This is a genomic window from Heyndrickxia sp. MSNUG (genome assembly GCF_049532715.1).
In the GTDB taxonomy this organism is placed as follows: Bacteria; Bacillota; Bacilli; order Bacillales; family Cytobacillaceae; genus Mesobacillus.
The window spans coordinates 3,012,556-3,037,817 of the sequence record NZ_CP150978.1; the positions used below are offsets into that span (position 1 = coordinate 3,012,556).

30 protein-coding genes are annotated in these 25,262 nt (G+C 40.7%); 13 read left to right on the forward strand and 17 right to left on the reverse strand.

Annotation, left to right across the window (positions count from 1 at the left end; genetic code table 11):
* The first annotated feature begins 109 nt into the window (after positions 1-109).
* Entirely contained in the window at positions 110-310 is a 201-nt protein-coding gene (gene cspD, locus AABM38_RS15110) for a cold-shock protein CspD (RefSeq protein WP_023627628.1), read from the forward strand.
* Positions 311-374: 64 nt separating this feature from the next.
* Here cspD and AABM38_RS15115 read toward each other — a convergent pair whose 3' ends face one another.
* Both AABM38_RS15115 and AABM38_RS15120 read right to left on the reverse strand, forming a co-directional pair.
* Positions 375-575, reverse strand: a complete 201-nt coding sequence (locus AABM38_RS15115; protein WP_423407173.1) for a zinc-finger domain-containing protein — start codon at positions 573-575, stop codon at positions 375-377.
* A gap of 5 nt (positions 576-580) precedes the next feature.
* Positions 581-1,237, reverse strand: coding sequence for a reverse transcriptase-like protein (locus AABM38_RS15120; RefSeq protein ID WP_423407174.1), 657 nt, complete (start codon positions 1,235-1,237; stop codon positions 581-583).
* 202 nt (positions 1,238-1,439) lie between these two features.
* Here AABM38_RS15120 and AABM38_RS15125 point away from each other — a divergent pair, with 202 nt between their 5' ends.
* Positions 1,440-1,844, forward strand: coding sequence for a reverse transcriptase-like protein (locus tag AABM38_RS15125; RefSeq protein ID WP_423407175.1), 405 nt, complete (start codon positions 1,440-1,442; stop codon positions 1,842-1,844).
* A 2-nt stretch (positions 1,845-1,846) separates the two neighbouring features.
* Positions 1,847-2,785 (forward strand): DMT family transporter, encoded by a 939-nt coding sequence (locus AABM38_RS15130; protein WP_423407176.1) that lies wholly within the window; start codon positions 1,847-1,849, stop codon positions 2,783-2,785.
* Between the two features lie 20 nt (positions 2,786-2,805).
* On the opposite strand, the gene AABM38_RS15135 is transcribed toward AABM38_RS15130, so the two are convergent.
* Both AABM38_RS15135 and AABM38_RS15140 read right to left on the reverse strand, forming a co-directional pair.
* Complete coding sequence (locus AABM38_RS15135) at positions 2,806-3,087, reverse strand: DUF6123 family protein (RefSeq protein WP_335375624.1); 282 nt, start codon at positions 3,085-3,087, stop codon at positions 2,806-2,808.
* Positions 3,088-3,141: 54 nt separating this feature from the next.
* Entirely contained in the window at positions 3,142-3,603 is a 462-nt protein-coding gene (locus AABM38_RS15140; protein ID WP_423407177.1) for a divergent PAP2 family protein, read from the reverse strand.
* A 150-nt stretch (positions 3,604-3,753) separates the two neighbouring features.
* On the opposite strand from AABM38_RS15140, the gene sspL reads away from it, so the two are divergent.
* Positions 3,754-3,885, forward strand: coding sequence for a small, acid-soluble spore protein L (gene sspL, locus AABM38_RS15145; RefSeq protein ID WP_423410758.1), 132 nt, complete (start codon positions 3,754-3,756; stop codon positions 3,883-3,885).
* 73 nt (positions 3,886-3,958) lie between these two features.
* On the opposite strand, the gene AABM38_RS15150 is transcribed toward sspL, so the two are convergent.
* The 8 genes from AABM38_RS15150 to AABM38_RS15185 form a co-directional block, all read right to left on the reverse strand.
* A complete protein-coding gene (locus AABM38_RS15150; RefSeq protein ID WP_423410759.1) occupies positions 3,959-4,825 on the reverse strand; it encodes a 5'-3' exonuclease in 867 nt (288 codons plus the stop codon).
* 141 nt (positions 4,826-4,966) lie between these two features.
* The gene (locus AABM38_RS15155) at positions 4,967-5,812 is read right to left on the reverse strand and encodes a sulfurtransferase (protein WP_423407178.1); all 846 of its coding nucleotides are present in this window, start codon (positions 5,810-5,812) and stop codon (positions 4,967-4,969) included.
* Positions 5,813-5,817: 5 nt separating this feature from the next.
* Positions 5,818-6,009: a hypothetical protein gene (locus AABM38_RS15160; RefSeq protein ID WP_423407179.1), complete on the reverse strand. Its 192-nt coding sequence runs from the start codon at positions 6,007-6,009 to the stop codon at positions 5,818-5,820.
* Positions 6,010-6,022: 13 nt separating this feature from the next.
* On the reverse strand, positions 6,023-9,682 hold the full coding sequence (locus tag AABM38_RS15165; protein WP_423407180.1) for a dynamin family protein: 3,660 nt from the start codon (positions 9,680-9,682) through the stop codon (positions 6,023-6,025).
* 467 nt (positions 9,683-10,149) lie between these two features.
* Positions 10,150-10,719: an isoprenylcysteine carboxyl methyltransferase family protein gene (locus AABM38_RS15170; RefSeq protein WP_423407181.1), complete on the reverse strand. Its 570-nt coding sequence runs from the start codon at positions 10,717-10,719 to the stop codon at positions 10,150-10,152.
* A 1-nt stretch (position 10,720) separates the two neighbouring features.
* Positions 10,721-11,806 (reverse strand): type III polyketide synthase, encoded by a 1,086-nt coding sequence (locus tag AABM38_RS15175; protein ID WP_423407182.1) that lies wholly within the window; start codon positions 11,804-11,806, stop codon positions 10,721-10,723.
* Positions 11,807-12,024: 218 nt separating this feature from the next.
* A complete protein-coding gene (locus AABM38_RS15180; protein WP_423407183.1) occupies positions 12,025-12,798 on the reverse strand; it encodes an SDR family NAD(P)-dependent oxidoreductase in 774 nt (257 codons plus the stop codon).
* Positions 12,799-12,922: 124 nt separating this feature from the next.
* Positions 12,923-13,048 (reverse strand): hypothetical protein, encoded by a 126-nt coding sequence (locus AABM38_RS15185; protein WP_335375632.1) that lies wholly within the window; start codon positions 13,046-13,048, stop codon positions 12,923-12,925.
* 369 nt (positions 13,049-13,417) lie between these two features.
* Here AABM38_RS15185 and AABM38_RS15190 point away from each other — a divergent pair, with 369 nt between their 5' ends.
* The 3 genes from AABM38_RS15190 to AABM38_RS15200 are packed head-to-tail and all read left to right on the forward strand — an operon-like array spanning position 13,418 to position 15,726.
* Positions 13,418-13,567 carry a cytochrome c oxidase subunit 2A gene (locus tag AABM38_RS15190; protein ID WP_423407184.1) on the forward strand — a complete coding sequence of 50 codons (150 nt, stop codon included), beginning with the start codon at positions 13,418-13,420 and terminating at the stop codon, positions 13,565-13,567.
* Positions 13,568-13,594: 27 nt separating this feature from the next.
* The gene (locus tag AABM38_RS15195; protein ID WP_423407185.1) at positions 13,595-14,071 is read left to right on the forward strand and encodes a cytochrome c oxidase subunit II; all 477 of its coding nucleotides are present in this window, start codon (positions 13,595-13,597) and stop codon (positions 14,069-14,071) included.
* A complete protein-coding gene (locus tag AABM38_RS15200) occupies positions 14,071-15,726 on the forward strand; it encodes a b(o/a)3-type cytochrome-c oxidase subunit 1 (protein WP_423407186.1) in 1,656 nt (551 codons plus the stop codon). Before AABM38_RS15195 ends, AABM38_RS15200 begins: the two co-directional genes overlap by 1 nt.
* Positions 15,727-15,789: 63 nt before the next feature.
* On the opposite strand, the gene AABM38_RS15205 is transcribed toward AABM38_RS15200, so the two are convergent.
* The 3 genes from AABM38_RS15205 to AABM38_RS15215 form a co-directional block, all read right to left on the reverse strand.
* On the reverse strand, positions 15,790-16,698 hold the full coding sequence (locus AABM38_RS15205) for a DMT family transporter (RefSeq protein WP_423407187.1): 909 nt from the start codon (positions 16,696-16,698) through the stop codon (positions 15,790-15,792).
* A 47-nt stretch (positions 16,699-16,745) separates the two neighbouring features.
* Positions 16,746-18,254, reverse strand: coding sequence for a carboxypeptidase M32 (locus tag AABM38_RS15210; protein WP_423407188.1), 1,509 nt, complete (start codon positions 18,252-18,254; stop codon positions 16,746-16,748).
* Positions 18,255-18,680: 426 nt separating this feature from the next.
* Positions 18,681-18,914, reverse strand: coding sequence for a DUF2249 domain-containing protein (locus AABM38_RS15215; RefSeq protein ID WP_335375637.1), 234 nt, complete (start codon positions 18,912-18,914; stop codon positions 18,681-18,683).
* A gap of 266 nt (positions 18,915-19,180) precedes the next feature.
* Between AABM38_RS15215 and AABM38_RS15220 the strand changes: the two genes are divergently transcribed.
* Positions 19,181-19,321: a hypothetical protein gene (locus tag AABM38_RS15220; protein WP_423407189.1), complete on the forward strand. Its 141-nt coding sequence runs from the start codon at positions 19,181-19,183 to the stop codon at positions 19,319-19,321.
* A 36-nt stretch (positions 19,322-19,357) separates the two neighbouring features.
* Here the strand turns inward: AABM38_RS15220 and AABM38_RS15225 are convergent, their stop codons facing one another.
* Positions 19,358-21,721, reverse strand: coding sequence for a nitric-oxide reductase large subunit (locus tag AABM38_RS15225; protein WP_423410760.1), 2,364 nt, complete (start codon positions 21,719-21,721; stop codon positions 19,358-19,360).
* 218 nt (positions 21,722-21,939) lie between these two features.
* On the opposite strand from AABM38_RS15225, the gene AABM38_RS15230 reads away from it, so the two are divergent.
* The 5 genes from AABM38_RS15230 to AABM38_RS15250 all read left to right on the forward strand — a co-directional run bounded on the left by AABM38_RS15230 (position 21,940) and on the right by AABM38_RS15250 (position 24,830).
* Positions 21,940-22,629, forward strand: a complete 690-nt coding sequence (locus tag AABM38_RS15230) for a Crp/Fnr family transcriptional regulator (RefSeq protein WP_423407190.1) — start codon at positions 21,940-21,942, stop codon at positions 22,627-22,629.
* Between the two features lie 175 nt (positions 22,630-22,804).
* The gene (locus AABM38_RS15235; RefSeq protein WP_423407191.1) at positions 22,805-23,044 is read left to right on the forward strand and encodes a DUF2249 domain-containing protein; all 240 of its coding nucleotides are present in this window, start codon (positions 22,805-22,807) and stop codon (positions 23,042-23,044) included.
* Between the two features lies 1 nt (position 23,045).
* A complete protein-coding gene (locus AABM38_RS15240) occupies positions 23,046-23,261 on the forward strand; it encodes a DUF2249 domain-containing protein (RefSeq protein WP_423407192.1) in 216 nt (71 codons plus the stop codon).
* Between the two features lie 5 nt (positions 23,262-23,266).
* Positions 23,267-24,511 carry a hypothetical protein gene (locus tag AABM38_RS15245; RefSeq protein WP_423407193.1) on the forward strand — a complete coding sequence of 415 codons (1,245 nt, stop codon included), beginning with the start codon at positions 23,267-23,269 and terminating at the stop codon, positions 24,509-24,511.
* A gap of 13 nt (positions 24,512-24,524) precedes the next feature.
* Positions 24,525-24,830, forward strand: a complete 306-nt coding sequence (locus tag AABM38_RS15250; protein WP_423407194.1) for a metal-sulfur cluster assembly factor — start codon at positions 24,525-24,527, stop codon at positions 24,828-24,830.
* Between the two features lie 184 nt (positions 24,831-25,014).
* Here the strand turns inward: AABM38_RS15250 and AABM38_RS15255 are convergent, their stop codons facing one another.
* Positions 25,015-25,173: a hypothetical protein gene (locus AABM38_RS15255; RefSeq protein WP_423407195.1), complete on the reverse strand. Its 159-nt coding sequence runs from the start codon at positions 25,171-25,173 to the stop codon at positions 25,015-25,017.
* Positions 25,174-25,262: the final 89 nt, after the last annotated feature.

Below are 25,262 nucleotides of genomic sequence, written 5' to 3' on the forward strand. Positions count from 1 at the left end.
AACAGTATATATTTGCCTAATGGATGAAAAGCAAGTGTATCCTTTAGATGATAATATACAACTTTGACACAAGCTTTGTGTCTCGAAAGACATGGGAGGAAAGTTTAGCATGCAAAATGGTAAAGTAAAATGGTTCAATAATGAAAAAGGTTTTGGCTTCATCGAAGTAGAAGGCGGAGACGATGTTTTCGTTCACTTCTCAGCAATCCAGGGAGATGGCTATAAGTCATTAGAAGAAGGCCAGGAAGTTTCTTTTGAAATCGTTGAAGGAAACCGTGGACCACAAGCTGCAAACGTAGTAAAACTATAATTTAAAAATGTTGAAGGCTGGCGCTCGACGCCAGCCTTTTTTGATATTTATGAAATCCAAATACTTAATTAAGTCTCTTTCCACAGGACTTGATCAGGTTCCCGACAGTACAGTCAGTAATACAGAATTTATGAGCAAATCTTTTACCCTTTTCAACCTGGTGGTGCTTTTTCAAAAAACAGCCGTTACAATAAGTACTGAGCAATGTTTCTACCTCAGCAAGGATTTCCTTCCGCGTCAAACTCTTCCCGCCTTCCTTTCCCATTGGCTTTATAATATTTGCATTTTACTGTTGATGAATTTCCCTTGGAGTGCCTGTGTAGCTAATTTATCCGCTTCTTTATTTTCTTTTCTGCCAACGGGGTTATATTTTGGATACAGGCCGAGATTCTTTATTTTATTCTCTATTCGGTCCAGCCAGCGGTTAAGAGTTTCTTCATAGCAAGGCCATTCTCCTTCGAGCTGTTTAAGAACGACCTGAGAGTCTCCCTTAAATTCGCATGACATATTGCGGACGCCCATCTCATCCAGTATTGTAAGCGCAAAATAAAGAGCAGCATACTCAGCTTCATTATTCGTTTCAAGGTCTTCAAATAATTCATTGGCACGCAGCCTGTATTTTTTCTTGCCCTGCTTAAAATAAATGATTGCCCCAAGCCCTGCCTTATTTGATTCCCTGTCAAAACCGCCGTCAAAATAGACAGTTAGGTCATGAGGTTCCTCTTCTACTTCAGCAAGGAGCTTCCGCATCTCTTTCATACTCCATGAAGTGCCGATTTCATCTATGAAGTTAATCTCACCTGCCTTGCCTGATCTTTCGAGCTCTTCCCCGGCTTGCAATGCATGCTCCCCATCAAGGAAGTCAGAGCTGAACAGAATGGTTTCTATTCCTTTTGCTTTAAATTCCCACTCTAATTTATACTTCATGATTTCACCCTCACCATCTCCTTGGGTCCTGAGTCCTCCCTGGCATTTGGATTATTTTTATTTATCTTACCCATTTTGTATGCCAGTTACAATGAAAAGGTTGCATATTACCTCGGTTGCGAAATTGCATTTTTTTATATTCAGGCAGTCCTATTATGATACACTATCTATTATCTGTATAAACAACCAGGAGGGGTCTTATTTGATCGAAGTTTACATTGACGGTGCGAGTGCGGGCAATCCGGGTCCCAGCGGAGCAGGCATTTTCATAAAAGGAGAAGGGAAAGTATACAGGCATTCAATTCCTCTTGGCGTCATGTCTAACCACGAAGCTGAATATCATGCATTTATAAAAGCATTAGAAATTTGTCTCGAAAAAGGTTTCCGCGTAGTTTCATTCAGGACGGATTCTCAGCTGGTTAATGCTGCCGTGGAAAAGGAATTTGTAAAGAATAAACTTTATGCTCCCCTTTTGGAAAAAGCACTTCAGCTTGCTGGACAATTTGACCTTTTTTTCATGAAATGGATACCTTCTAGTGAGAATAAAACAGCAGATGAGCTTGCCAGGAAAGCCATCAGGGAGAACAACATGAAAGGAACTCAATAATAATGAAAGCATCCACGTTTGCAGATTTAAGCCTTCTATTTGTTGCGCTGATTTGGGGTGCAACATTTGTTCTTGTCCAAAATGCCATTTCATTTCTTGAACCACTCTCTTTTAACGCTGTACGCTTTACAGCAGCTGCTATTCTCTTAGGTTTCTGGCTTGTTGTTTTTGAACGTGAACAGCTGAAAAAACTTGATAAAAAATTGATGTTATCTGGCATGATGTTAGGTTTTTTCCTATTCATTGGATATGCGTTTCAAACGCTTGGACTCCTATATACCACTTCTTCAAAAGCAGGCTTCATTACAGGTCTCAGCGTAGTCCTTGTTCCCTTGCTCTTGATAGCGGTCTTGAAGCAGAGGCCGGGAATCAATTCGATTGCCGGGGTTGCTGCTGCCACTGCAGGATTGTATCTTTTGACAATGTCCGATGTATCAAGCCTTAATATCGGTGATGGTTTTGTCCTTATTTGTGCAGCGGGTTTCGCTCTCCATATATTGTTCACGGGAAAATTCAGCAGCAGCTATCCTACACTGTTCCTGACAACGGTACAAATTGCGACCGTAGCCTTTTTATCTGCGATTTCTGCTGTTTTTTTCGAAGATTGGAGTAAGGCTTTCAATCCAGAAATCATTTTCTCAGGAAAAGTAATTACTGCCTTATTGATTACTTCTGTTCTTGCTACGGCACTTGCATTCTTCATCCAAACCAATTTTCAAAAGCATACGACAGCGACTCGTGTAGCTCTTATTTTTGCAATGGAACCGGTCTTCGCTGCGATTACAGCATTCTTCTGGGCTGGAGAAAGACTTACATACAGCGCACTCATGGGCTGCGGCCTCATTTTTGCAGGTATGATCTTTGCTGAATTGCCTCCACAACGATTCGAAAGTCTGCTTAGAAAAATATATCCAAAAAAAGAAGCTGACTTCGAAGCATGATTGCTTTGAAGTCAGCTTTTTTATACAGCCAATAATTCAATCTCTTTTACAAACTGCAGAGCTGCTTTGCGAGAATGTATTTTATTAGAAGCGAACGTTTCCAGCAATGAAATATAAAAGCTTCCGTCAAAATTCTTTTGAGCTTTAAGGGTGATTTCGATTGCTGCATTGGTGATTTCATCCGTAGAATCGGTATAGTGCTGGCCGAAATAAATAAACCCAACCGCATCTTCACGCAACTGAAACCCTTTGCTCTTTAAATGAAGCAAGTAATCTTCAACTGTCCGCACTGACTTAATCAATCCTCTCTTCAAGCCATCTTCTAATAAAATCTTACCGCATAAGTCGAGGATTTTCTACCGTTTTTTTGTAAGATGGTATCCAGCAAATCCCATCAGCGCACCCAAAAGCGCACCCCCAAGTACTTCTTTTGGCTGGTGTCCAAGCATTTCCTTCAAAGGGTCAGGTGATTTTTCTTCAAATTCAACCGGATCATCTTCGTGAATTTTATCGATCAATTCATCCAGGTCATTCACCTTAAGGGTCAGCTCGCCTGTCTGCCTTCTAATGCCCTGTGCATCGTACATGACGATCATTCCATATACCAGGGAAAGTGCGAAATCTACTGTCCGCACCCCTTTTTTAAGAGCGATATAGGTAGTAAGTGAAGAAACACCAGCCGAATGGGAACTAGGCATACCGCCTGTAGCCAAAAACAAATCAGGCTTCCATTCTTTCGTCTTTGCATAATGAATCGGTATCTTTAAAGCCTGAGCCAGGCCAATACTTGATAAAGCAATAATTACACCTTTATTCATTAACTGTCACCTCCATGTTATTTTGAAGAAAAATGAGTGCTTTTATTCTTGGCAGTTCATAATAAGAATCAAGCAGTTAGTAGACAACCTATAAAGGTTAATTCACTTTTTCAGGCCATCTTAAACAAAAAAATTCAGGAGGGATGAATGATGAGCAAAAAACGAAACAGAGGAACACAGGCACCTGGTGTCAATCCGCAAGGCTTTGGACAGGATGCAGAGTTTGCTGAAGAACCAAAGTCAAAGCTCGAAAATGCAGCTAAGAAGAAAAATACTAAGTAAGATACTGAGATTTTTGTCTAGTTCAGCCAAAACAAAGCAATAAAAAAAACGGCTGTTGTCAGCCGTTTTCTTTTTATGCATACATCGTGTCGTTTTCAAATAACCGGTGCAGTCCTTTTAGCTCGACTTCGCTGAACTTGGCCAGCACTTTTTCTCTGTCGATTCTGAAGACCGCCTCATCGATACAACATTCCACCGGCACATCGCATTTAATTTCTGCAAGCTGCCTGCTTAAATGCAGCATCTCCATGTCTGCCTCAATCTTAGCGCGCTGGGATTTAGTCAATTGATGCAGGTTTGCAATGACTCCATCTACATTGCCATGGTCCTGAAGAAGCTTCAGCGCTGTTTTTTCACCAATCCCGCGGACTCCAGGATAATTATCACTAGGATCCCCCATGAAAGCTTTCAAATCGATCATTTGTTCAGGCCAAATTCCTTTTTCTGCAAAAAGTGTTTCACGATTGTGGACGACATAGTTTCCATAACCCTTTTGCAGTAAAACGACGGAAACACGGTCATCAATCAGCTGGAGTATGTCCTTATCACCAGTCAGGATCGAAACTGAATCAACCTCGCTTGCCGTTCTTGCGATCGTTCCTATGCAGTCATCCGCCTCATATCCCGGGAGGCCAATGTTAGGTACATCAAGAGCTTCAACGACTTCTTTCACAAGGTCAAATTGAGGAATAAGCTCAATTGGCGCCTCTGGTCTGTTTGCCTTATATAAATCAAACATTTCTGTGCGGAATGTCTTGCTTCCCATATCCCAGCAAACAGCTGCGTGGGTAGGTTTAAATGTTGATATAGCAGTAGCAAAGTGTTTAACAAAGCCGTGAATTGCGTTTGTCGGCACACCTTTAGAATTTATCATGAATTGCCCGGAAACGGCTGTGGCATAAAACGCCCTGAACAACAATGCCATCCCGTCTATAAGCATTAGTGAAGTCTTATTATTATTTTCCAAGCTGAAACCTCCATTAATCATAAATTTCCGAAGCCTCTTGCCTGTTCAGCAAGCGCAGCATGTGGTTCAACCTGTCTATTATACCATGAATCTGGAGCTGTTTTTCTCAATCTATCAGCTCCCTGCATTTTCCTTTTTCACAGGATTTTCTTCATATGATACCCAATCGCTGTAGCTTCCTGCATAAAGCCTGACATTGCTGTATCCCGCTTTCTTCAAAGCAATGTAGTTTGGAGTCGCAGTTACACCAGAACCGCAATAAACAATAATCGGCTTATTTTTTGCAATATCTGCAAACCTGTTTTCCTGTTCAGTTTTTGATTTAAAAAACCCATTTTCAAGACCTTCCATCCACGGCTTGTTTATCGCCGTGGGGATATGACCAGCAATTCGGTCGATTGGTTCCTCGATGCCGAGATAGCGCTTTTGTTCCCGTGAATCAATAAGCTCGGTATCCTGATCCCCATTCAGAACAATGTCCTTTACATCTTCATAGGAAGCCAGTATATCCTTGTTTACAGAAATAACAAAATCCGCTTTATCATATTTGGGAATTTCATGTTCAACTGGATATCCCGCATTCTTCCATGCTTGAAATCCTCCGTTAAGTATATAAACCTTTTCATGTCCAAGATACTTTAGCAGCCACCAGAACCTGGAAGCATATGCTCCTTCTTTCGAGTCGTAGGCAATTAATATCGTATCATTACAGATTCCCGACTCTTCAAGCTTTTTTTTCAATTGATCCTGCTTCGGGAGAGGGTGCCGTCCTCCATGTGTTTCAACTGCACCCGAAAGATCTTTTTCCAAATCGAAATATACTGCTCCTGGGATGTGCGCCTGTTCATATTGTGCTCGCCCTGCCTCCGGTTCGCCAAGCTTATAGGTGCAATCAATGATCCTGACATTCCTGTCAACCAGATGGTCCTTTAACCATTTGGAATCCACTTGATAATGCATGAAAATCACTCCCCGTTTACCTGGCTTTCTCTGGCCATTAATTTTTTAATATTTTCTCTTGGATTCCAGCAGTCAAATTGATAATGCGTCTTCGTTTCAAAGCCCAGCCTTGCACAATAATACTTCAGACTGTCGCCGGATTTTTCCGGCCTGAAATGAATGCAGGTGGCACATGCATGAAAACGGCTATTCATCATACTTTACACACCTTTATTGATAGTTTTTAATCTTTTCCAATGATGTTTTAACTATAGCAATTGAAAAATTGTCCCCAAGGGCTGAACTTATTCCCTCAAAGTAGTCATTGATCTGCTCCGCCATATCATTCCGGATGCTTTCGAAAGCCAAATTCATTTCATGGATATAATGTGTTTTAAGCCTAGTATTTTCTGTTTCAAGATACTCTCCAGCAGGAGACTGTAGCTGTCTTTCCACTTCATCGCTCATTAGTTTCTTTTCGTTTTTCTCAAAGAAGGCTTTTGGATTTTTAAACATCCCCAATGCCTTTTTGAACTGGGTGCGGTCAAGGTGCAGGAATGCTGTTTCAAAATCCAGGCCAGTATAAGGGGCATTTTCAGATAAAGACAAGGACAAAGCCTGATTGATTTTATTTATTTCAGCAAATATGGATTGCTGGAATTCTTTTAAAAGCCGATCGATAAATGCCTCTATTCTTAACGAAGTTGCCCTCATCTCCTGGGCAAAGTCATATCCGATGCTTCCAATCAATTCATCCAGCGCACTTTCCAATGCTTTTCTTAGATTTCTGCCATCGTCTTTCAGCAGCGCCGGATTAAAGGATTCCTTGAAGAACTCTCCGAATCGTATAAATACTCTTCGGCGGATATAATAAGTTAATTCGTCGGCTTCCTGTTTCAGGCGACTTGCAAGAAGTTCTGTTGTTTTATTTGCTAAAATGGACAGCATTTTTTCCTGTTCCGCCTGAAGTTTTTCACGTTTTTCAGCTTTGGCCGCTTTGTCTTCTTCCGCTGAAACAATCATTTCTTCCATTAACATGACAGCCTGCTGCCATTTTGCCTCACCAGCATCTGAAGCCATAGTCATAAGATCATTTGTGATAAATGAATAAAAGGCCTGCTCAAATCTTTTGAAAAGCGGGTTCTCCCTAATCTGGAGATCCAGTTTGGCTTTTAAGCCCATCAAGCTTGAAACTGGGAAAAGATGCGGTTTCCTGATTCCGTATTGAACAAGTTGTCCCTCGACATATTCGAGTACTGCTTTCTGTTCTTCATCTGAACTTGCTAAATCGACTGCGTTGACAATAAAGAACATTTTATCAAGCTCAAAAGTATCTTTCACCCTTCCTAGCTGGATCAGGAATTCCCTATCCGCTTTTGAGAAAGCGTGATTATAATAAGTTACAAATAAAATAGCATCTGAGTTCTTAATATAATCAAAGGCAACGCCGGTATGACGTGCGTTGATAGAGTCTGCACCAGGTGTATCTACTAATGTGATTCCTTTCCTGGTCAGCTCACAGTCATAATAAACTTCGATCCATTCAACAAAACAAGACTTTTCTTCTTCTGCCACATACCCGCGGAAGGAATCAAGATCCACAATCAGCAATTCACCAAATTGATGATTAAAATGAGCGAATCCTTTTGCAAATGCCTGCAGGAAGGAGAAGTGAGTTTTTTCAACGGCACTAAATCCGTTATCATCCCACTTAAGGTTGTTGATTTGTTGTATTGCATTATCTAAATCTGTTGATCGCTGCCCAAACAATCCGAGCGAACGCTCAACCTCTTTGAGCAATGCGGCTGCATCCTTTATTTTCACGACCACACTTCCATGTGGATGCTCTGATGTGACTGGTTTTATTTTATTGATTGCGGCCGTTGTAGGATTAGGCGAAACAGGGAGAAGCCTTTCTCCGACCAGTGCGTTTGCAAATGATGATTTACCAGCGCTGAAAGCTCCGAATAACGCGACTGTGAATTCTCTTCCCTTAAGCCTTGCAGCTTTCTCTTTTAACTCTCTGGCAATTTTTTTCAGGCCAGGAATTCCCTCAATTTCAGAAGATGTAAAAGCCAGTTTATCCACTAAAGACTGCTGTTTATCTTGATATTCATCAATAGGACTTACATGTTTTTCACTTTGTGGCTGTGTGACAGCGATTGTTTCGGTCTGCTCAACTACGGTCTCGGGAACAGCCGGCTCAAGCTTTTCAATCACCTCTGGATCATCACCCAAAGGTGTGAAGATGCTGAATTCTTCCTGGCTGTACGCATGGGCAGCTTCTCCATACAGGATCTCGGACACCATCCGCCTTTGCCCATTTAGCTCCTCTTGTATTGCCAGCATTCCATTCCATGCGGCAAGCTGAGCTTCAAGTTTCCCTTCCTTATCGGAAAGTGCATGCAGTTCTTCATCGTCATTTACTTTTACATTTTCGATAAAAAGTTCTTTAATAGGCTCAAGTTTCTTTCTTACGAGATTTTTCAGATTTTCCGCGACATCATTTGTGTAGTTTAGTACATACTCTCCTGATAATCTCGCACCTGGTTTAATAGCGTCTTTTAATAATTCGATATCAAAATCGACCTTAAATCCCTGTGCTGCTTTCAAAAGATCCTGCGTGATAATGTCATGTTTTTTGAACAGTTTTGTTAAAAAGTCTTTTATATGCCAATCAAGCTGGGATTGGACTTTTTCATTGAGATCATTGTAGAAGCTTTCCAGCCTCGACAATCTTTCCTGTTCTGTTTTTTGTTTCGAGAAAAACAACCCTACTTTAAAATCAGGCTGATTTGCCTGAAGAAAAGCCTCAGCAAGTGTTCTGGTTTCGAATGGCATCAAATAAGCATTTTTCAAGATATCATTGATTCCTGAAATAAACTCTTTTTCAACATTGCGTTCATTGATCAGCTGATCCTTTTTAACTCTTAAATTCTCAAGCTGCTCCGGAATCTGCGGCCTTTCGTTTTCCGAGATCTCTTCGAGAATCACTTCAAACTCCCTCAGCTTTTCTTCGAATGTTTGAAGCAAATGTGCCAAATGGTCTTCTGATAACTTTTCCAATGACCTGAAAATCGAGACTGGGAGGATTTCTTTTCTTTTGTCCTTGCGTTCTTTGATGAAATCGCGAAGCTCGCTAAATTGATTATTAGGTCCCTCTTTATCCCTCAAGCTTGTATAGAAAATGCCAGAGTGCTTCACACCCCAACCTGCAAAGGACATTTCAACACTTTCCTTAAATTGTTCAAACGAAAGCTCAGCATCCTGATGTTTATCAATTTGGTTAATGATCAGATACAGTTCTTTTCCTGCGTCCGTTAATTCCTTAGTGAACATGAAGTTCAGTTCCGACTGTACATGATTGTAATCCATCACATAAAAAACGATATCTGACAGATGCAATGCTGATTCAGTTGCTATTCGGTGAGCATCATCAGTGGAGTCAATGCCTGGCGTATCCATGATCACGGCATCTTTGAGGAATTCAGCTCCGTTATGGCTTATTTCAATTGCCTCTATTTGATCACCGTCTTTGCAATATGATTTAACCGTTTCATAATCATATGGCGCCGGGTATAGCCGTGAACCTCCTTGTCTAAAGAAAACCTTAGCATATTCGCTTCCTGATTTTATCCGCACTAAATTTGCGCTTGTTGGAATGGGACTGGACGGCAAAATATTCTCGCCAATAAGCCTGTTGATCATGCTCGATTTCCCTGCGGAAAAGTGGCCGCAAAATGCAATCGAGAATTCTTCTTCAAGTGATTTCCTTCCCAACTCCCTAACCTTTTCAGCAATATCCTTATCCTTATTGGATTGTATTAGTTTATAAAGTGATAGTATCTTTCCAAGAAGTTTTCGATCTTGCTGTGCTATTGTCTGGACCATTCTATATACCCCTTGTGACAAATTTGTGAATGACTTTATTTTATATGATTTTTCGCGCTTTTCCTATAATTACATTTTCGAATTAGATTCTTTTCGTAACCTATACTTCTCTTGAAATAATGTGAAGGCAGTTTTTTTTGGTATTTCATTGTTAATTTTGAAAAATCCCTACAAGAAACATAGTCATGCTAAATTGTTTCATTCTGAGGATTACTATTAAAATATGCACAAATATAAAAACCCGGACCTGGGCCCGGGCTTGTTCTAATTGAGAATCTATTTTTTATTGTGGTTTAAGTACGTTGCTTAAAACATATTTCATAATGAAAGAATAAGCTGCTATAGTGGACACGACTAACATAGAAACCATTAATAACACCATCCTTATAGTTCAGTATTAACTGAGAACTGTTTTCATCTTTAAGAAAAGTGTATCATCAATGATTATCATTTTCAATGGAAACTAGCTAATTGTCACACTTATTTAACAAATTTGGTACGAAGCGTCCGTGCTTACCGAATTCATCGTCATATTTTGTTAATTCTCTCAATGCTCTTTCTTCTGCTGGAATGCGAATTGAAAGAATCACGATATTCAAGATGGTAAACAAAACTAAAGTGAAAACGGCATTGAACATAAGCGGGATAATGATCAATTCCAAAGTGACGATTAAATAGTTCGGATGCTTGATGATTTTATAAGGCCCTTTTTTAACTATGTCCGCTCCTGGAAGAATAATGATTTTTGTATTCCAGAACTTCCCCAATGAAGTCAGTGCCCATATTCTCATCACCTGAGTAAATAAGAAAAGCGGAAGCAATATTGGCCAATATAGTGATAAACTTTTGTGAAAATATATTACTTCAAAAATAAAGAAGATAAAAAAGGATGTGTGGATCAAGATCATCGCAGGATAGTGCCCCTTACCAAATTCAATCGCTCCTTTGTTCTTCATCCACTTTTCGTTCCTTTTAGCAATGACCAGCTCTGTCAATCTCTGGAGAATGATAAATCCTATAAATACGAAAAATGTCATTCTATTCCCACCTCAAAAGCAGTAATTCCGAACTAAAGCCAGGCCCCAATGCAGCTGCCAGACCAAGGTCACCAACGCTTGCAGTTTTCATGAACCTCCTTAACACATAAAGGATTGTTGCAGAAGACATGTTCCCGAATTCCTTCAAGACATTCAGCGAGATTTCTGTCATCGGTTCTGGCAAATTCAATGCTGAAACATACGCTTCAAGGACTTTTTTGCCTCCCGGATGAGCGATAAAGTGATCTAGGTCGGCCACACCATATCCATTTGCCTTTAGAAAGCGAAGGACATTTGGCTGGAGCCAATTCTCGATAATCGTTGGAATGTCTTTTGAAAAAACAACGTATAGTCCTTCATTTCTTATATCCCAGCCCATCACATCGAGCGAATCCGGCATCGTTGTTGATTGCGTCCCGATGATTCTTGGTGCTGATTGTTTTTTTGTCAACTGCTCATACCCGGAATCCTCACCGCAAACAAGAGCACAGGCTACACCGTCTGCAAACAACGATGTTCCAATCAAATTACTTTTAGACCTGTCGTTTCGCTGGAAGGTTAAACTGCAAAGTTCAATCGAGAGAACAAGCACTTTTGCTTTCGGATACGCAAGACAGTATTCATATGCCCGCGAAAGTCCAGAGGCTCCACCGGCACATCCCAGCCCCCAAATTGGAATCCTTTTAGTATATTGTGAAGAAGGCAGGATATTCATAATTCTAGCTTCAATGCTTGGGGTTGCTATTCCTGAGCTGCTAATTGTAAAGATTGCATCTATATCCTGCAAAAACACTTCTTTTTGCAAGAATTCATCATTTGCCAAGCAGTTTGTGATTGCTTCTGCTCCTAGCTTTACAGCTGTTTCAATATAAGCATTATTCTTTTCTTCGAATGAATGGTCTTGCTCGAACCATTCCAGATTTTTGGCAAAATGCCTCTTCTCGATCTGTCCATTCTGGAACACCGTTAGCAGTCTTTTTATATCATTGAACGATTCTTTAAATAGTTTTTCAGCAAACTCCATTACCTCTTCTTGTTCAATTGTATATGGCGGCAAGGCTTCTGCTGCGGAAATAATTCTTGGCATATCGCTACTCTCCTCATCTATATGTACGGTTACTTTTTCCATTTACCCGAAGAGTATGCAGTCAAACTAATGATTGGTCTTTATCAATTTTAAAGCAAAAAAAGACTTTCCCCTGTGAAGGAGAAAGCCTAATGTTTTGAAGGAGTTGCTGTGCAAATCCATTATACAATGCCCTTATCGCAGGAACATTATAAAATCATTACCAGTTGACATTCAAATCAAAAACCATGGATCGTCATGCCGCCATCCACAAATAAAGTTTGTCCGGTCACATAATTTCCTGCATCAGAGCTTAAGAATACTGCAGGACCAACGAGCTCCGGCAATTCACCGATTCTTTTAAGTGGCGTGACTGCCAGGATATCATTCACATATTCTTCATCAGATAGAAGCTTTTCAGTCAGTGGTGTTTTAAAATACCATGGACCAATGGCATTGACATTTATACCGTATTGCCCCCATTCCATCGCAAGCACTTTTGTCATCTGAATGAGGGCAGCCTTTGTCGCAGCATAGACAACTCCCGTTCTTAAAGCAACATGGCCACCGACAGAAGTAATATTGATGATTTTGCCGCCTTCTTTCTGGTCTTTCATGACCTTGCCGGCTTCCTGAGACATCATGAACGCAGATTTCAGATTCGTATTCATAATTGTCTGCCATTCCTCATCGGTCACATCCAATGCCTTAGAGCGAATATTCATTCCTGCGTTATTCACGAGGATATCGATTTGATTCCATTCTGATTTTACTTCGGCAATTGCCCTATGTACTTGTTCCCTATTTGTAACATCCGTCGGCAGGATCAAAGCCCTTCTGCCCAGGTCATCAATTGCTGCAGCCGTATCCTTTAAGTCCTCCTCTGTCCGCGCAAGCAAGGAAACATCAGCCCCTGCTTCTGCAAGTCCTATCGCAAGCGCACGACCTATTCCTCGCCCTGCACCTGTAACTACAGCGGTTTTTCCATCAAGTTGAAATGAAGGCAAAAACATAAACATCACCTTTCCAAATTTTAAATTATCTTTATTTTACCACAATTAATTTTCCGGTGAGTAAACCATGCTTCAACATAGCAAAAGCACCAGATTTCTGGTGCTTTGTAGTAAATAAAGCCGATTACTTTTCGTTGGATTGCTTTTGAACCTCAATCCAGATTTTCTTTTCTGCTGCACTTCCGCATTTTTTACAAATTTTGATTTCATCATACAAAAGACGGCAATGGTCACAATAGAATTTCTCCACTACAATCACTTCCTGAAAAAAACATTTTCTACTAGTTTATTAACGATCATTAAATTTGGTGAGCAGTTATTAATAATTTCCGCTTTTAAAGTTTGTCAATCAGTTTTGTCACACCAGAGTGTTAAGTCCGGCTCACTTGCTCATGCATTCACATTTCCATTTTCACAGATTATTCACATTTACCTAGCTTGTGATGTGACTTAAATCACTGTGTTTATAGGTTTTCACCATTAACATAGTAAATATGGCAGGTATGAACAATTTGTGAACTGAATGAAACCATATTTACGTTTCCTGATTGTTTTGTATTATGAAAGTGTACTTATTAAATTTAATTACTTACTTATTTATTCGAAGGGAGTGACCGGGATGGCACAGCCTGGGATCGGGAAGAAGACGAACCCAAAAGTGGAAGAACAATCTTCTTTGAAAGGAACACTTGCATCTGTTTTCTTGTTGGGTTTCTTTTTAATCATTACTTGGGTAGGCGTATATTTTTTATTTTTAGATCGTTTCTAACAGAGACCAAAAGGAGAGAAAGAAGCTATGCACATTCATAAGTTTGAAAAAATTTGGCTAATATTCGGGATCACGACACTTCTCGTTTTCCTTTCAGTCATCGGGGTCAGCGCGTTCTATCTTGGCAATCAGCCGCCAAGCTGCCTGGCGACGATAAATCCTGAAAAGGTTGATACAACCGCACCATTCGACAAGCCTGGCCTGAAAAAGGTTGAAGGCAAAGAATGGGATTATGAACTGGTTTATGTTGCTTCTGCTTTTTCTTTTAATCCGGCAAAGGTTGAAGTTCCTTTAGGTGCAAAAGTTAAAGTAATTGCAACAACAAAGGATGTCATCCACGGATTTGAAGTGGCGGGAACAAACATCAACATGATGCTTGAGCCTGGATTCATCAGTGAATACGTGACTACTTTTGACAAGGCTGGCGATTACCTGATCGTTTGTAACGAGTATTGTGGTGTTGGCCACCATATGATGTCTTCTAAAATTGAGGTGGTAGAATAATGAGTACGAATACAGTAAATACAAGAGTTGACCGTCGTGATGGCAAATTGGCAATGGCTCACTTTTATGTAGCATTCATTGCCCTCGCAGTTGGAGGACTTGCAGGCTTGCTGCAGACGCTTGTCCGTTCAGGAAAATTCGAATTACCTTGGGGAATCGGATATTATCAGGTTCTTACAGTGCATGGGGTCGTTTTAGGCCTTGTATTAACAACCTTTTTTATTATGGGCTTCCAGCTTGCTGCAGTGAGCAAGACTTCTGGAGCATTGACTGATAAACAGCGTTTGATTGGCTGGATTGGCTTCTGGCTCATGACAATTGGTACTGTTATGGCCGCTGTTATAATTCTTTTGAATAAAGCATCTGTTCTTTATACTTTTTATGCTCCTTTACAGGCGCACGCACTTTATTATGTAGGTCTTACACTTGTTATTGTCGGAAGCTGGATTGACGGTGCCGCATTGATTATGGCTTATGCATCCTGGAGAAAAGCTAACCCTGGTAAGCCTAGCCCGCTTTTGACATTTATGGCAATTGTTAATACGCTTTTGTGGATTGTTGCTACTATCGGAGTAGCTGCAACCGTATTGTTCCAACTGCTCCCTTGGTCTTTAGGACTGGTAGATCGCGTTGACGTTTTAGTGAGCCGTACACTTTTTTGGTACTTTGGCCACCCGCTTGTTTACTTCTGGCTATTGCCTGCCTATATGGTATGGTATGCGATTGTACCAAAAATCATTGGCGGAAAGATTTTCTCAGATTCACTGGCAAGGATGTCTTTCATCCTGTTCCTGCTGTTCTCAATCCCGGTTGGTTTCCACCATCAGCTAATGGAGCCTGGGATTGACCCTGCTTGGAAATTCCTTCAGGTTATCCTGACATTCCTTGTCATCATTCCATCATTGATGACAGCTTTCTCGCTTTTCGCAACTTTTGAGATGTTTGGTCGATCCAAGGGTTCTACTGGTCTATTTGGATGGGTGAAAAAGCTTCCTTGGGGTGATGCACGATTTGCGGTTCCATTCATCGGAATGCTTGCCTTTATACCTGCAGGTGCAGGCGGCGTTATCAACGCTTCCCATCAGCTGAATCAGGTTGTCCATAATACAATTTGGGTAACAGGACACTTCCATTTAACACTTGCAACATCTGTAGTCTTGACGTTCTTTGGGATTTCCTATTGGCTGATTCCGCACTTAACAGGAAGAGTTCTGACTAAGGCAATGAACAAGTTAGCCATTATCCAAGGTATTGTCTGGGCGATCGGTATGACCTTCATGTCAGGGGCAATGCACGCAGCTGGTTTAATTGGAGCCCCTCGCCGTTCATCCTTCTCAACATATGGCGGAGCTGAAAAGGCTGCAGAATGGATCCCCTACCAGGTTGCACAGGCAGTCGGCGGTTCTATCCTGTTCCTTGGAATTATCTTGATGCTTTATATCTTCATCAACCTTGCATTCTTTGCACCTAAAGGTGAACAGGAATTCCCAGTTGGAGAAGTTGCTGACGAAGCAGAAAAGACTCCGATGGTATTTGAAAACTGGAAACTGTGGATTGGTATTACAGTCTTATTGATTCTTTTCGCTTATACGATTCCGTTCATTGACATGATTCAGAATGCACCAATTGGATCAAAGGGATATAAGTTCTTCTAGGAAGATTATGCCCTAGTATCTTGGTCAACTCTAGTTGGCTGGGATTATATAAAAAGCACTTCACTAATCAGATAGTGAAGTGCTTTTTAGTTTCCTGGCTGGCAGTGATATATTTACAGCTACTACGGATATGACAATTAGCAGTGAGCCTATCAGCTGCAGGATTCCCGGTCGGTCACCGTAGACTATTACGCCAAGCAAAGTGGCAATAACTGGCTCAAGTGTAGCAACAACTGCTGCAGTACTGCTTTCTGTTCTTTCCAGTCCCCATGAGTAAGCAAAATATGCGAGAACTGTAGGGAAAATCCCAAGTCCAATGACATACAGCCACGTACTTCCGTTGAACAAAATGCTCGCCTTGCCAGCAATACCGGTAGTCGGTATCAGAGCTGCCGCAGCTACAATGAAGGTATACAATGTGACAGTGAAAGGATGATATTTCCTAAGGGCCACCTTTCCGAAAATACTGTAAAGTGCATATCCAAATCCTGCCCCAAGACCAATCAGAAGGGCCGCAGCTGAAAAAGATGCTCCTTCCTGGCCGGTGATACCAGCAGCGAGTGTACAACCTATTATCGTCAGAGCTATCGCGATCAGTTTTTTTCGATCAATGCTTTCCTTCAGGAAGATAAATGACAGGACAGCCACAAATGCTGGCGAAGTATAAAGCAATGCAACGGCAATCGGAATATTCATTAGCTCAATTGCCGTAAAATAACACCAGTTAAAAAAGACGATGCTCAATATCCCAGTCCCGATAAAAAGAGGTAAATCTTTTATACGAATCTTAAGATGGTCGCGGTATGCTGCAAGACCGACAAGAACGAGAATGCCAGCCGCAGTCACAACCCTTACTGTGACGATTTCCATGGCACTGAAACCAGCATCTGACAAACCTTTAACAAAGAAACCAATCAAGCCCCACATTGCAGCAGCGAAAGCAATCATTAAATATGGCAATTTCTTATACATACGTACACCACACAGAAAAGATGGCAGGTACCTGCCATCTTCGTTTTTTATACTAAATGATAAACTTTATTATATTTTGCATACAAGTAATCTACTAAATATTTAGCATTAAGCCCTTCTCCAGTAACATCTGTTAGGATTTCAAGCGGCTTTTTCATTTTTCCATGCTGGTGCACCTTCTCAGTCATCCATTCCTTCACTGGCAAAAGATTACCCTCTTCCAGCAATTCTTCAAAGTTCGGCAAATCTTTAAGCATCGCATTTTTAAACTGGGCAGCATACATATAACCTAATGCATACGATGGGAAATACCCAAAGCTCCCGCCTGCCCAGTGTACGTCCTGAAGTACACCCTGTGCATCATTTTCCGGCCTGATGCCAAGGTACTGCTCATATTTATCATTCCATATTTGCGGCAGGTCCTTTACCTCGATCTCATCATTAAATAACCCTTTTTCTATTTCATATCTGACCATTACATGAAGAGGATACGTCAGCTCGTCTGCCTCGATCCTGATTAAACTTGGTTTCGATTCATTGACCGCACGATAAAAATCTTCTATTTCCACATCGGAAAATTGTCCGTTTGAATATTGCTGGAGCAAGCTGTAATTATGTTTCCAAAATGATTTATTACGGCCGACAAAGTTTTCATAGAAAAGCGATTGAGATTCATGGATGCCCATTGATGTTCCTGAGCTCAACGGTGTACCGATCAAATCCTTCGAAATGTTCTGTTCGTAAAGGGCATGACCACCTTCGTGAATCGTTCCGAATACCGCTGTCCTGAAGTCGGACTCATCATATTTTGTCGTTACTCTAACATCACCAGGATTTAGACCCATCGCAAATGGATGCACCGTTTCATCCAATCTTCCCGCATCGAAGTCATAGCCCATTTGCTTTAAGATATCCAGGCTAAAAGCTTTCTGTTTTTCTTTCGGAAAGTTTTGGAATAAAAATTCGGTCTCTGGCTTAGCTGCTGAATTTGAAATTTGCTGGACAAGCGGTACGATTTTTTCACGTAAATCGCCAAATACTTTGTCAAGCACTTCAACTGTTACGCCTGGCTCATACATATCAAGCAGTGTATTATATTTATTTCCTTCAGAACCCCAATAATGAATGAACTTCTTGGTCGTATCTACTAATTTTTCGAGGTAAGGCCTGAACATATCAAAATCAGACATTTCCTTCGCTTCTTCCCAGACTGTTTCAGCTTTGGATTGAAGAATGACATATTCCCGGTACTCTCTTGCAGGTATTTTCTTATTACGGTCATAGTCTTTTCTGCACTCTTCCAAAGTCTTGCGGGTGATTTCTGATAGACCTGTTTCATTTGACAGTTTCGCTATGTATGCAGCCATTTCTTCTGAAGTCGACATATTAAATAATTCCGATGACAGGACACCAATTACTTCTGAACGCTGTTCTGCACCCTTCTTCGGAGCTCCAGTCCTTAAATCCCAATAAATTAAAGAAAGCGCCTCTCCATAGGCAGACATTTTCTTCACAAAATCCAAAAATTCCTTTTCTGTTTGATTCGCCTCATTCATCCATTTCACCCCATTTTTCTCTTTCTCACTCATCTTATCATACTTTTCTGATATTTTGGTTTACGAAAAATAAAAAAGACTATTTGGTTTACAATGCAACTTCAACAGCTTTATGTTGGATTGAATCAAAGGTATTAACAAGATACCATGTTGGCTGAATTAATGGTCCTGATCACCTTAATTGTTGATTTCCGTTCTAGATGCTTCCTTTACAGGTGGTTTTCGCTGACTCTCCTGCGGGGTGCAAATAAACTCTCAAGAGGATCATTTCACCTCAGATCACACCCGAAACACATATCACCCAGGTATCAAGCCTATCCACTCCATTTCACATGCTTTTAACAACATTGAACTTTTTCAGCTCAAAAATAAAAAACAACAGGCATGCCTGTTGTTTGGATGAAAATTAGGTATTTTCCAGATTACTTATTTAGTTTTTCCAATAGCCACTCGCCAGGTTTCTGGTCCTTCTTCTAGATACTCCCATGAGAAAACTTCTGGACGTTCCATCATAAACTGGTATTGCAGCGGCCTTGGATCATGATCATTGACAATCTGCATGAATTCCCCAGGCTTTAACGCATCAAAGTTTTGAAATATAGTAGGATGCTTTTCCCTTGGTGCATAGTCAGGTACGTTGATAATTACGCTAAAAGTCATTTTACTCTCTCCTTTTTGTAGCTTATTATCTTTACATTTTTATTATAGAAATTACCGATTACATATGAAGTGAGCGTGGTCACTGATTTACTATGATATTGTTAATCATTAAAATAATTGAATACTTAAATTAGCTGTAAATGCATTCTTGCTACTATTTTCCCTTTCTTCCTTCCCGCACCTCTTATCGGGCACATAGAATCAATCTGATATAACAAGGAGATTTCCCCTTAAAAACCGAACTATATTATTAGGAGGCGAGGTCAATGAAGGAGCTTGTCGGCAGCTGTGAGCAATGTGGAAAGGAAATCTTTTGTCTTGACGGTTTTTTGAATGGAGTGCATACGCCAGATGGCAGAGTCCTTTGCTTTGAATGTGAAGATAAAGAAAGATCAGAACCAAAATGAAAAATCCGCAAAGCTTGTGCTTTGCGGATTTCCCTTTTAGTCCTCGTCTACGGCCAGGTCTTTTACTGGCAGTGGCTCTTCTTCTTTATGAGTAACCTTGCGAAGATTGAACAACGCTTTGATGCTGAACAGCGCCAGGGCTGCAACTCCAATCAAGAAAATGGAGTCAGGAATCGCTCTTAGTGTCAGCAGCGTTTGCACTGTATCCTGCTGCAGGAATTCTGCTGAACGGGATGCTGCATAACCGTTGAAGAACGCTTCTTTAATCTGTAAATATCCAACTGGCAGCAGCGATAGGAATACCATGCCAGCGAGCCCGAAATTCAGCATGATGACAATGAATTTTATCCACTTGTCGCTCCATTTCTCCGGCTTTACAATATTCCGCAATGAGTAGACTAACACTGCTCCTGCGAACATTCCGTATACACCCATCATCGAAGCGTGACCATGGGTAGGAGTCAGGAATTGACCATGTTCGAAGTAGCTGACTGCAGGCAGATTGATCAGGAAGCCAAGTACCCCTGCCCCTACAAGATTCCAGATTGCTACAGAGATTAAAAACCAGAATGTTCCTTTATAAGGAAAGTCTACCCCGCCATCACGCATCATTTTATATTGTTCATATGCTTCTAAAATCAGCAGTGTTAATGGAATGACTTCTAAAGCAGAGAACACTGCGCCGAGGGCGATCCAGACTTCTGCTGACCCGTTGTAATAATAGTGATGTCCGATACCGATCACTCCTGCTCCCATTAGCAGGATCAGCTGGAAATACAATGCTTTGACTGTTGACTTTTTTGTAACAAGCTTCATCTGGACCATTAAGAATCCGATGACTACAACTGCGAATACCTCAAATATTCCTTCTACCCATAGATGGATGATCCACCAGCGCCAGTAATCAGCGAATGTATAATGTGTTCCTGGATTGATCATGAAGGCAAAGAAGTAAAACGCTGGAACTGCTATCGCTGAGTAGAACAAAAGATGGATCAAGCCGCCCTTATCAGACTCCCGCTTCAAGCCGCTCTTAATTCCGCGATATACAATATACAGCCAAATCAGCATACCGATTGCAAGAATGAACTGCCAGATGCGTCCCAGTTCGAGATACTCCCAGCCCTGATGACCTAAGAGGAACCAGTTGTTTCCAAGGTAGCCATTAGCGCCAAGCCACTGACCAATCATGCTGCCAGCTACAAGGACTACCAAAGCCCAGAACAGAATGTCGACCAATAATCCTTGACGTTTCGGTTCATGCCCGCCTACAAGCGGTGCGACAAAAATACCCATTCCAAGCCAAGCTGTTGCAATCCAGAAAATCGCCAGCTGCAGATGGAATCCTTTCGTAATGTTGAATGGGAGGATATCATGGATCCACTTCATTCCGAAGAAACTGTCCGGTTCGATATAGTAGTGTGCAAGAAGCGCCCCAAACATCGCCTGGACGAAGAACAGCACCGACACCACAGCAAAATATTTACCTGTTTTTAATTGTGATGAGGTTAATGGCTGCTTCCTTAAATCTAATTTTGGAAACTTCCCTTCTGTATATGCTTCCTGCATTCCAAGGTGGTAACGATAGAACACATACAAGATAATTCCGACAAATAATATCAGGATGGTTACGCTCGCACCGCTCCACCAAACGGCTGAGAATGACATTGTGTTGCCTGCATCTTCATAATATGGCCAGTTATTCGTATACGTAATTTTATCATCAAGTCTTTCAGTACTTGAAAGCCATGCAGTCCAGAAGAAGAAATCTGAAATCTGTTCAATTTGGTCTCCTTTTGAAACCCAAGCTCGATCCCCTGCCGGCATGTGCTTTTCCTGGATCAGGCCAGGTTTAAGTCCCCAATGGTCTCCTTCTGTAAAAATCCCATGATAGAATTCTCTTACCTTACTATGTCCGTAAATCTGAGCATCAGTTAATACCAGTTTGTCTGTATCGGGTACATAACGATTTTCACGCATTTCCTTCTTTACATTGTCACGAATGATTGCTTGTTCATCCTTGCTTAATTCTTTAAAATCCTTTTCGTATTTTTCATGTGACCGGAAGTCCTGCATTCCTTCTGTGTATATTTTCAACGCTTCCGCTGTATAGTCAGGACCCATATAAGAGCCGTGGCCCAAAACGGTACCATAATCCATCAAACCATACTTTTGGAAAACAGCTTGCCCTCCCATGATGCTTTCTTTCGTTAAAATGACTTCTCCGTTCTCGTTTGTTACTTCAACCGGCCGTGGAGCCATTTCTTTAAAAATCCAGTATCCCCCTGTCAGGAGCACTGTAAAGCTAAGTAATAATGTAATAATGAGTACGGATTTCAACAGTGAGTTCCTATTCTTCTTCACCACTGCTTTTGTGGTTGTCCCATGCTGGATTTCCATTTCCATACATCCCCTTCCTGTTTGATTTACACCTTCATTTTAAAAGCAATCGAATGATTATTTTGTGAAGTACCGCATCTACTAGGTGTGATTTTTCCCACAGGAATGAGAATAATTTTCAAAAAATCTTCAAAATATGATTCAGGTCACTTAGCCCTTCTTTTTCGGTTGATAAAATCATAGTAGAAACTTAATTGAAGGTAGAGGAGCAGATTATTATGCATATATCCCAAATCAAGCAGCAGCTTAGTGAAGTACCTATTTTTAAGGAATTATCAACTCAGGAATTGGATACAATCGTTGAAATTGCCCAGCCAAGGTTTTATAAAAGCAAAATGTACGCATTTATGCAGGGTGATACTCTGGATCGGGTTTTTTTTATAAATTCAGGAAAAGTAAAGATTTATAAAACCGATTCATCGGGGCGTGAACAAATTGTCTCAGTGCTTGAAACCGGTGAGATGTTCCCACATGCTGGTTTCTTCAGAAAGGGACAGTACCCTGCACACGCAGAAGTAATGGAGGATTCACAGCTGATTGTTATCCCCATCAACAAATTTGAGGAAATTCTTGTGGCTTACCCATTATTATCGATTAAATTGTTCAGGGTGCTGGGAGAGAAAATCGTGGACCTACAGGCCAGACTCGAAGAGCAGATTTTGCATAATACGTATGAGCAAATCATCATGCTGCTCCTCCGCCTTTGTAAGACAAATGGTGAGAAAATGAAGCATGGATTTAAACTGACCACCCATTTTACGAATAAAGAGTTTGCTAATATGATTGGAACCTCTCGTGAAACAGTGAGCAGGACCATCAATTATTTAAAGAAGAAGGATTATCTGAGCGTGGATGACGATGGATGTTATTTAATCGACCATGAAAAATTGCATCAAGAATTATTTTAATAAGTTCTTTTACGAATTCCTCGTCAAGATTCAGTCAAAGCCAAATCTAAATTTCTTTATCATCTAATGATTTACGAAAAAGATTTTCTTAATTGTTAAGTGATGCTTGTCACAGAAGAACTAATTGAAAATCAATATCATTTAAATAGATGAATTTACTGAGGAGCTGAGAGTAATGCAACATAAAACGATTGAACTAGATGTAAGAGAGGATATCAATAACAAGCTGGAGCCCTTTCAAAAAATAATGGAGGCTATTTCAGAGCTGCAATTAAACGATATTCTAATACTTCACGCACCATTTAAGCCTGTTCCTTTATATGGAGTTATGAAGGCTAAAGGCTTTGAACATGAAGTCGAAAAGATCGATACAAAGCATTATAAAATCACTTTCACTAAAAAAGGAGGAAAATAGGATGATACTCGACAACCGGGGACTAGAACCTCCACAGCCTATGATGAGAACGCTGGCGGCACTTGAAGATCTTGGTAAAGGGCAAACACTTGTAATTATAAATGATCGCAGGCCGATGTTCCTGTTTGAACAATTAGATGAGCTTGGATATATCTATTTGACTGAACAGCAGGACGATGGGAGCTATAAAGTTACTATATCCCGAAAAGCGGGGTGATCACCATGTTCAGCCAAAGCAAGGGAAACGAAACAAATATCAAGCTGCCCTTTTCTTTTATTGCTTTTAGTATGTTCGCCATGGTTCTTTCACAACTTCTCCTATTACTTAATGGGGAACAGTTGATATCAGGGACATACCGAATTCCAGCTATCTGGTCTGCTGCCCACTTGTTTATACTTGGATGGGCCTTAATGGTCGCCATGGGGGCTATGTATCAGCTTGTGCCTGTTGCATTCTTGACTCCTATCTGGAATGAAAAATTCGGGTTTGCCCAATTTTCAGTGACAGCTGTAGGAATCGCTGCATTCGCAGCTACTCTATACATTAGTCCACAGGATGCATTGATTCCGGGAATCCTGACTTTAACCGGAATTTTAATGTTCCTTTTCCAGATGTTCATGACCCTTAAAAGCCAGGCTAAACCAAACATACTTACGCTGTTTGTAGGCTCTGCCCTTATTTCTTTGCTGGCAGCGGTTATACTTGGCATTATGCTTGTCCTTAGCATCAGAACAGGATTTGCATCAAACCATTACCAGGTTATCTTCAAAAGTCATTTAGTCATGGGAACGGCAGGCTGGTTTACTCTGTTGATTTTCGGTTTTTCGTATAAAATGGTTCCGATGTTCTCACTTTCACATGGTTATTCGATGAAACCGGCTCCCTTTATTTTCACTATTTATTTTTCTGGCATTATCGCATTATTATTATCAATTATTTTTAACAGCCACCTGATTCAAAGTACAGGAACGTTCTTGCTGTTTGCCGGTTTTCTGCTCTTCACTTGGCATATAAAAAAGATAATAGATAAACGAGTGAAAAAGAACCTGGACCGGCCGTTCATGTTTGCCTTATTGGCAATTGGATGTGGCGCAGCAATTCATTTATTAACATTTGTAATCAGCGCGGCGGGTCTGCTTCCTAAATTCGCTGGACCCTTGCTCTTCTTATATTTGATTGCCTGGATTGCTTTCAGCATTATCGGATACTTGTATAAAATTGTCCCCTTTCTATGGTGGACATATAAATACAGCAAGGAGATCGGAAAACAAAAGGTCCCTTCCTTAAAGGAGATGATGGATGAAAGAATGGCCCTGCCTCTTTTCATCTTGTTCACTGCCGGAGTATTCATCCTTGTCTTCTCCTTCACAGCAAAATGGATGTATTTATTTTACCTTGGCCAGGTACTGCTTTTGATCGCTGCGACTTTATTCAGCATGACAATTGCCAAAGTGATAAGAAAATGAGGAGGAATTTCAGATGACAGATCTAAAAAATAAAATTAGAGAAAATTTAAAAACAGTTTATGATCCAGAATTGAATATCAATGTAGTCGATTTAGGCTTAATTTATGATATTGATATACCTGAGCCAAGAACCGCAAAAGTACTAATGACACTTACAACACCTGGCTGCCCTCTCCATGACAGCATTGTGAGCGGCATAAAATACTGTGTTATGGGCATGGAAGAAATCGATCATGCAAACGTTCATTTAACATGGGAGCCTGCCTGGACACCGGATATGATGACAGAAGATGGTAAACGAATGCTTCAGGGATCGTAAAAAGGCAAAAAAAACGCTTGTGTAATCAAGCGTTTTAGCTTGTCGACAAAGATAAAGCTCACAGGATCTGTTATTGAAAACCTGTTGATTGAAATGGAAGGCAAAGAAAAAACTGTAGACAAGCTCGCTTTTATCGAGTTTGTCTACAGTCTGAAACGCTTGTGGAATCAAGCGTTTTTCATATTTATTTAGGGTTTGAAAGGCCAAATGACAATGCCTGGCGAAAGTTATTTTCTGCCTCCTGCAAATCGGCAATCTGAGCTTCATCTTCATTTCTTAAAGCTTCAGAGCTTGAAGAAAGTGCTTTTGAGATTCTATGGAAATCAATAAAAGAATAATTCATTGCCATTCCTCCAATCGTTCATAGATACATGTATTTTATTCGCCAGTCAAAAAAATTATTCCAGAAGAACAAGCTAAAAATTATAAAAG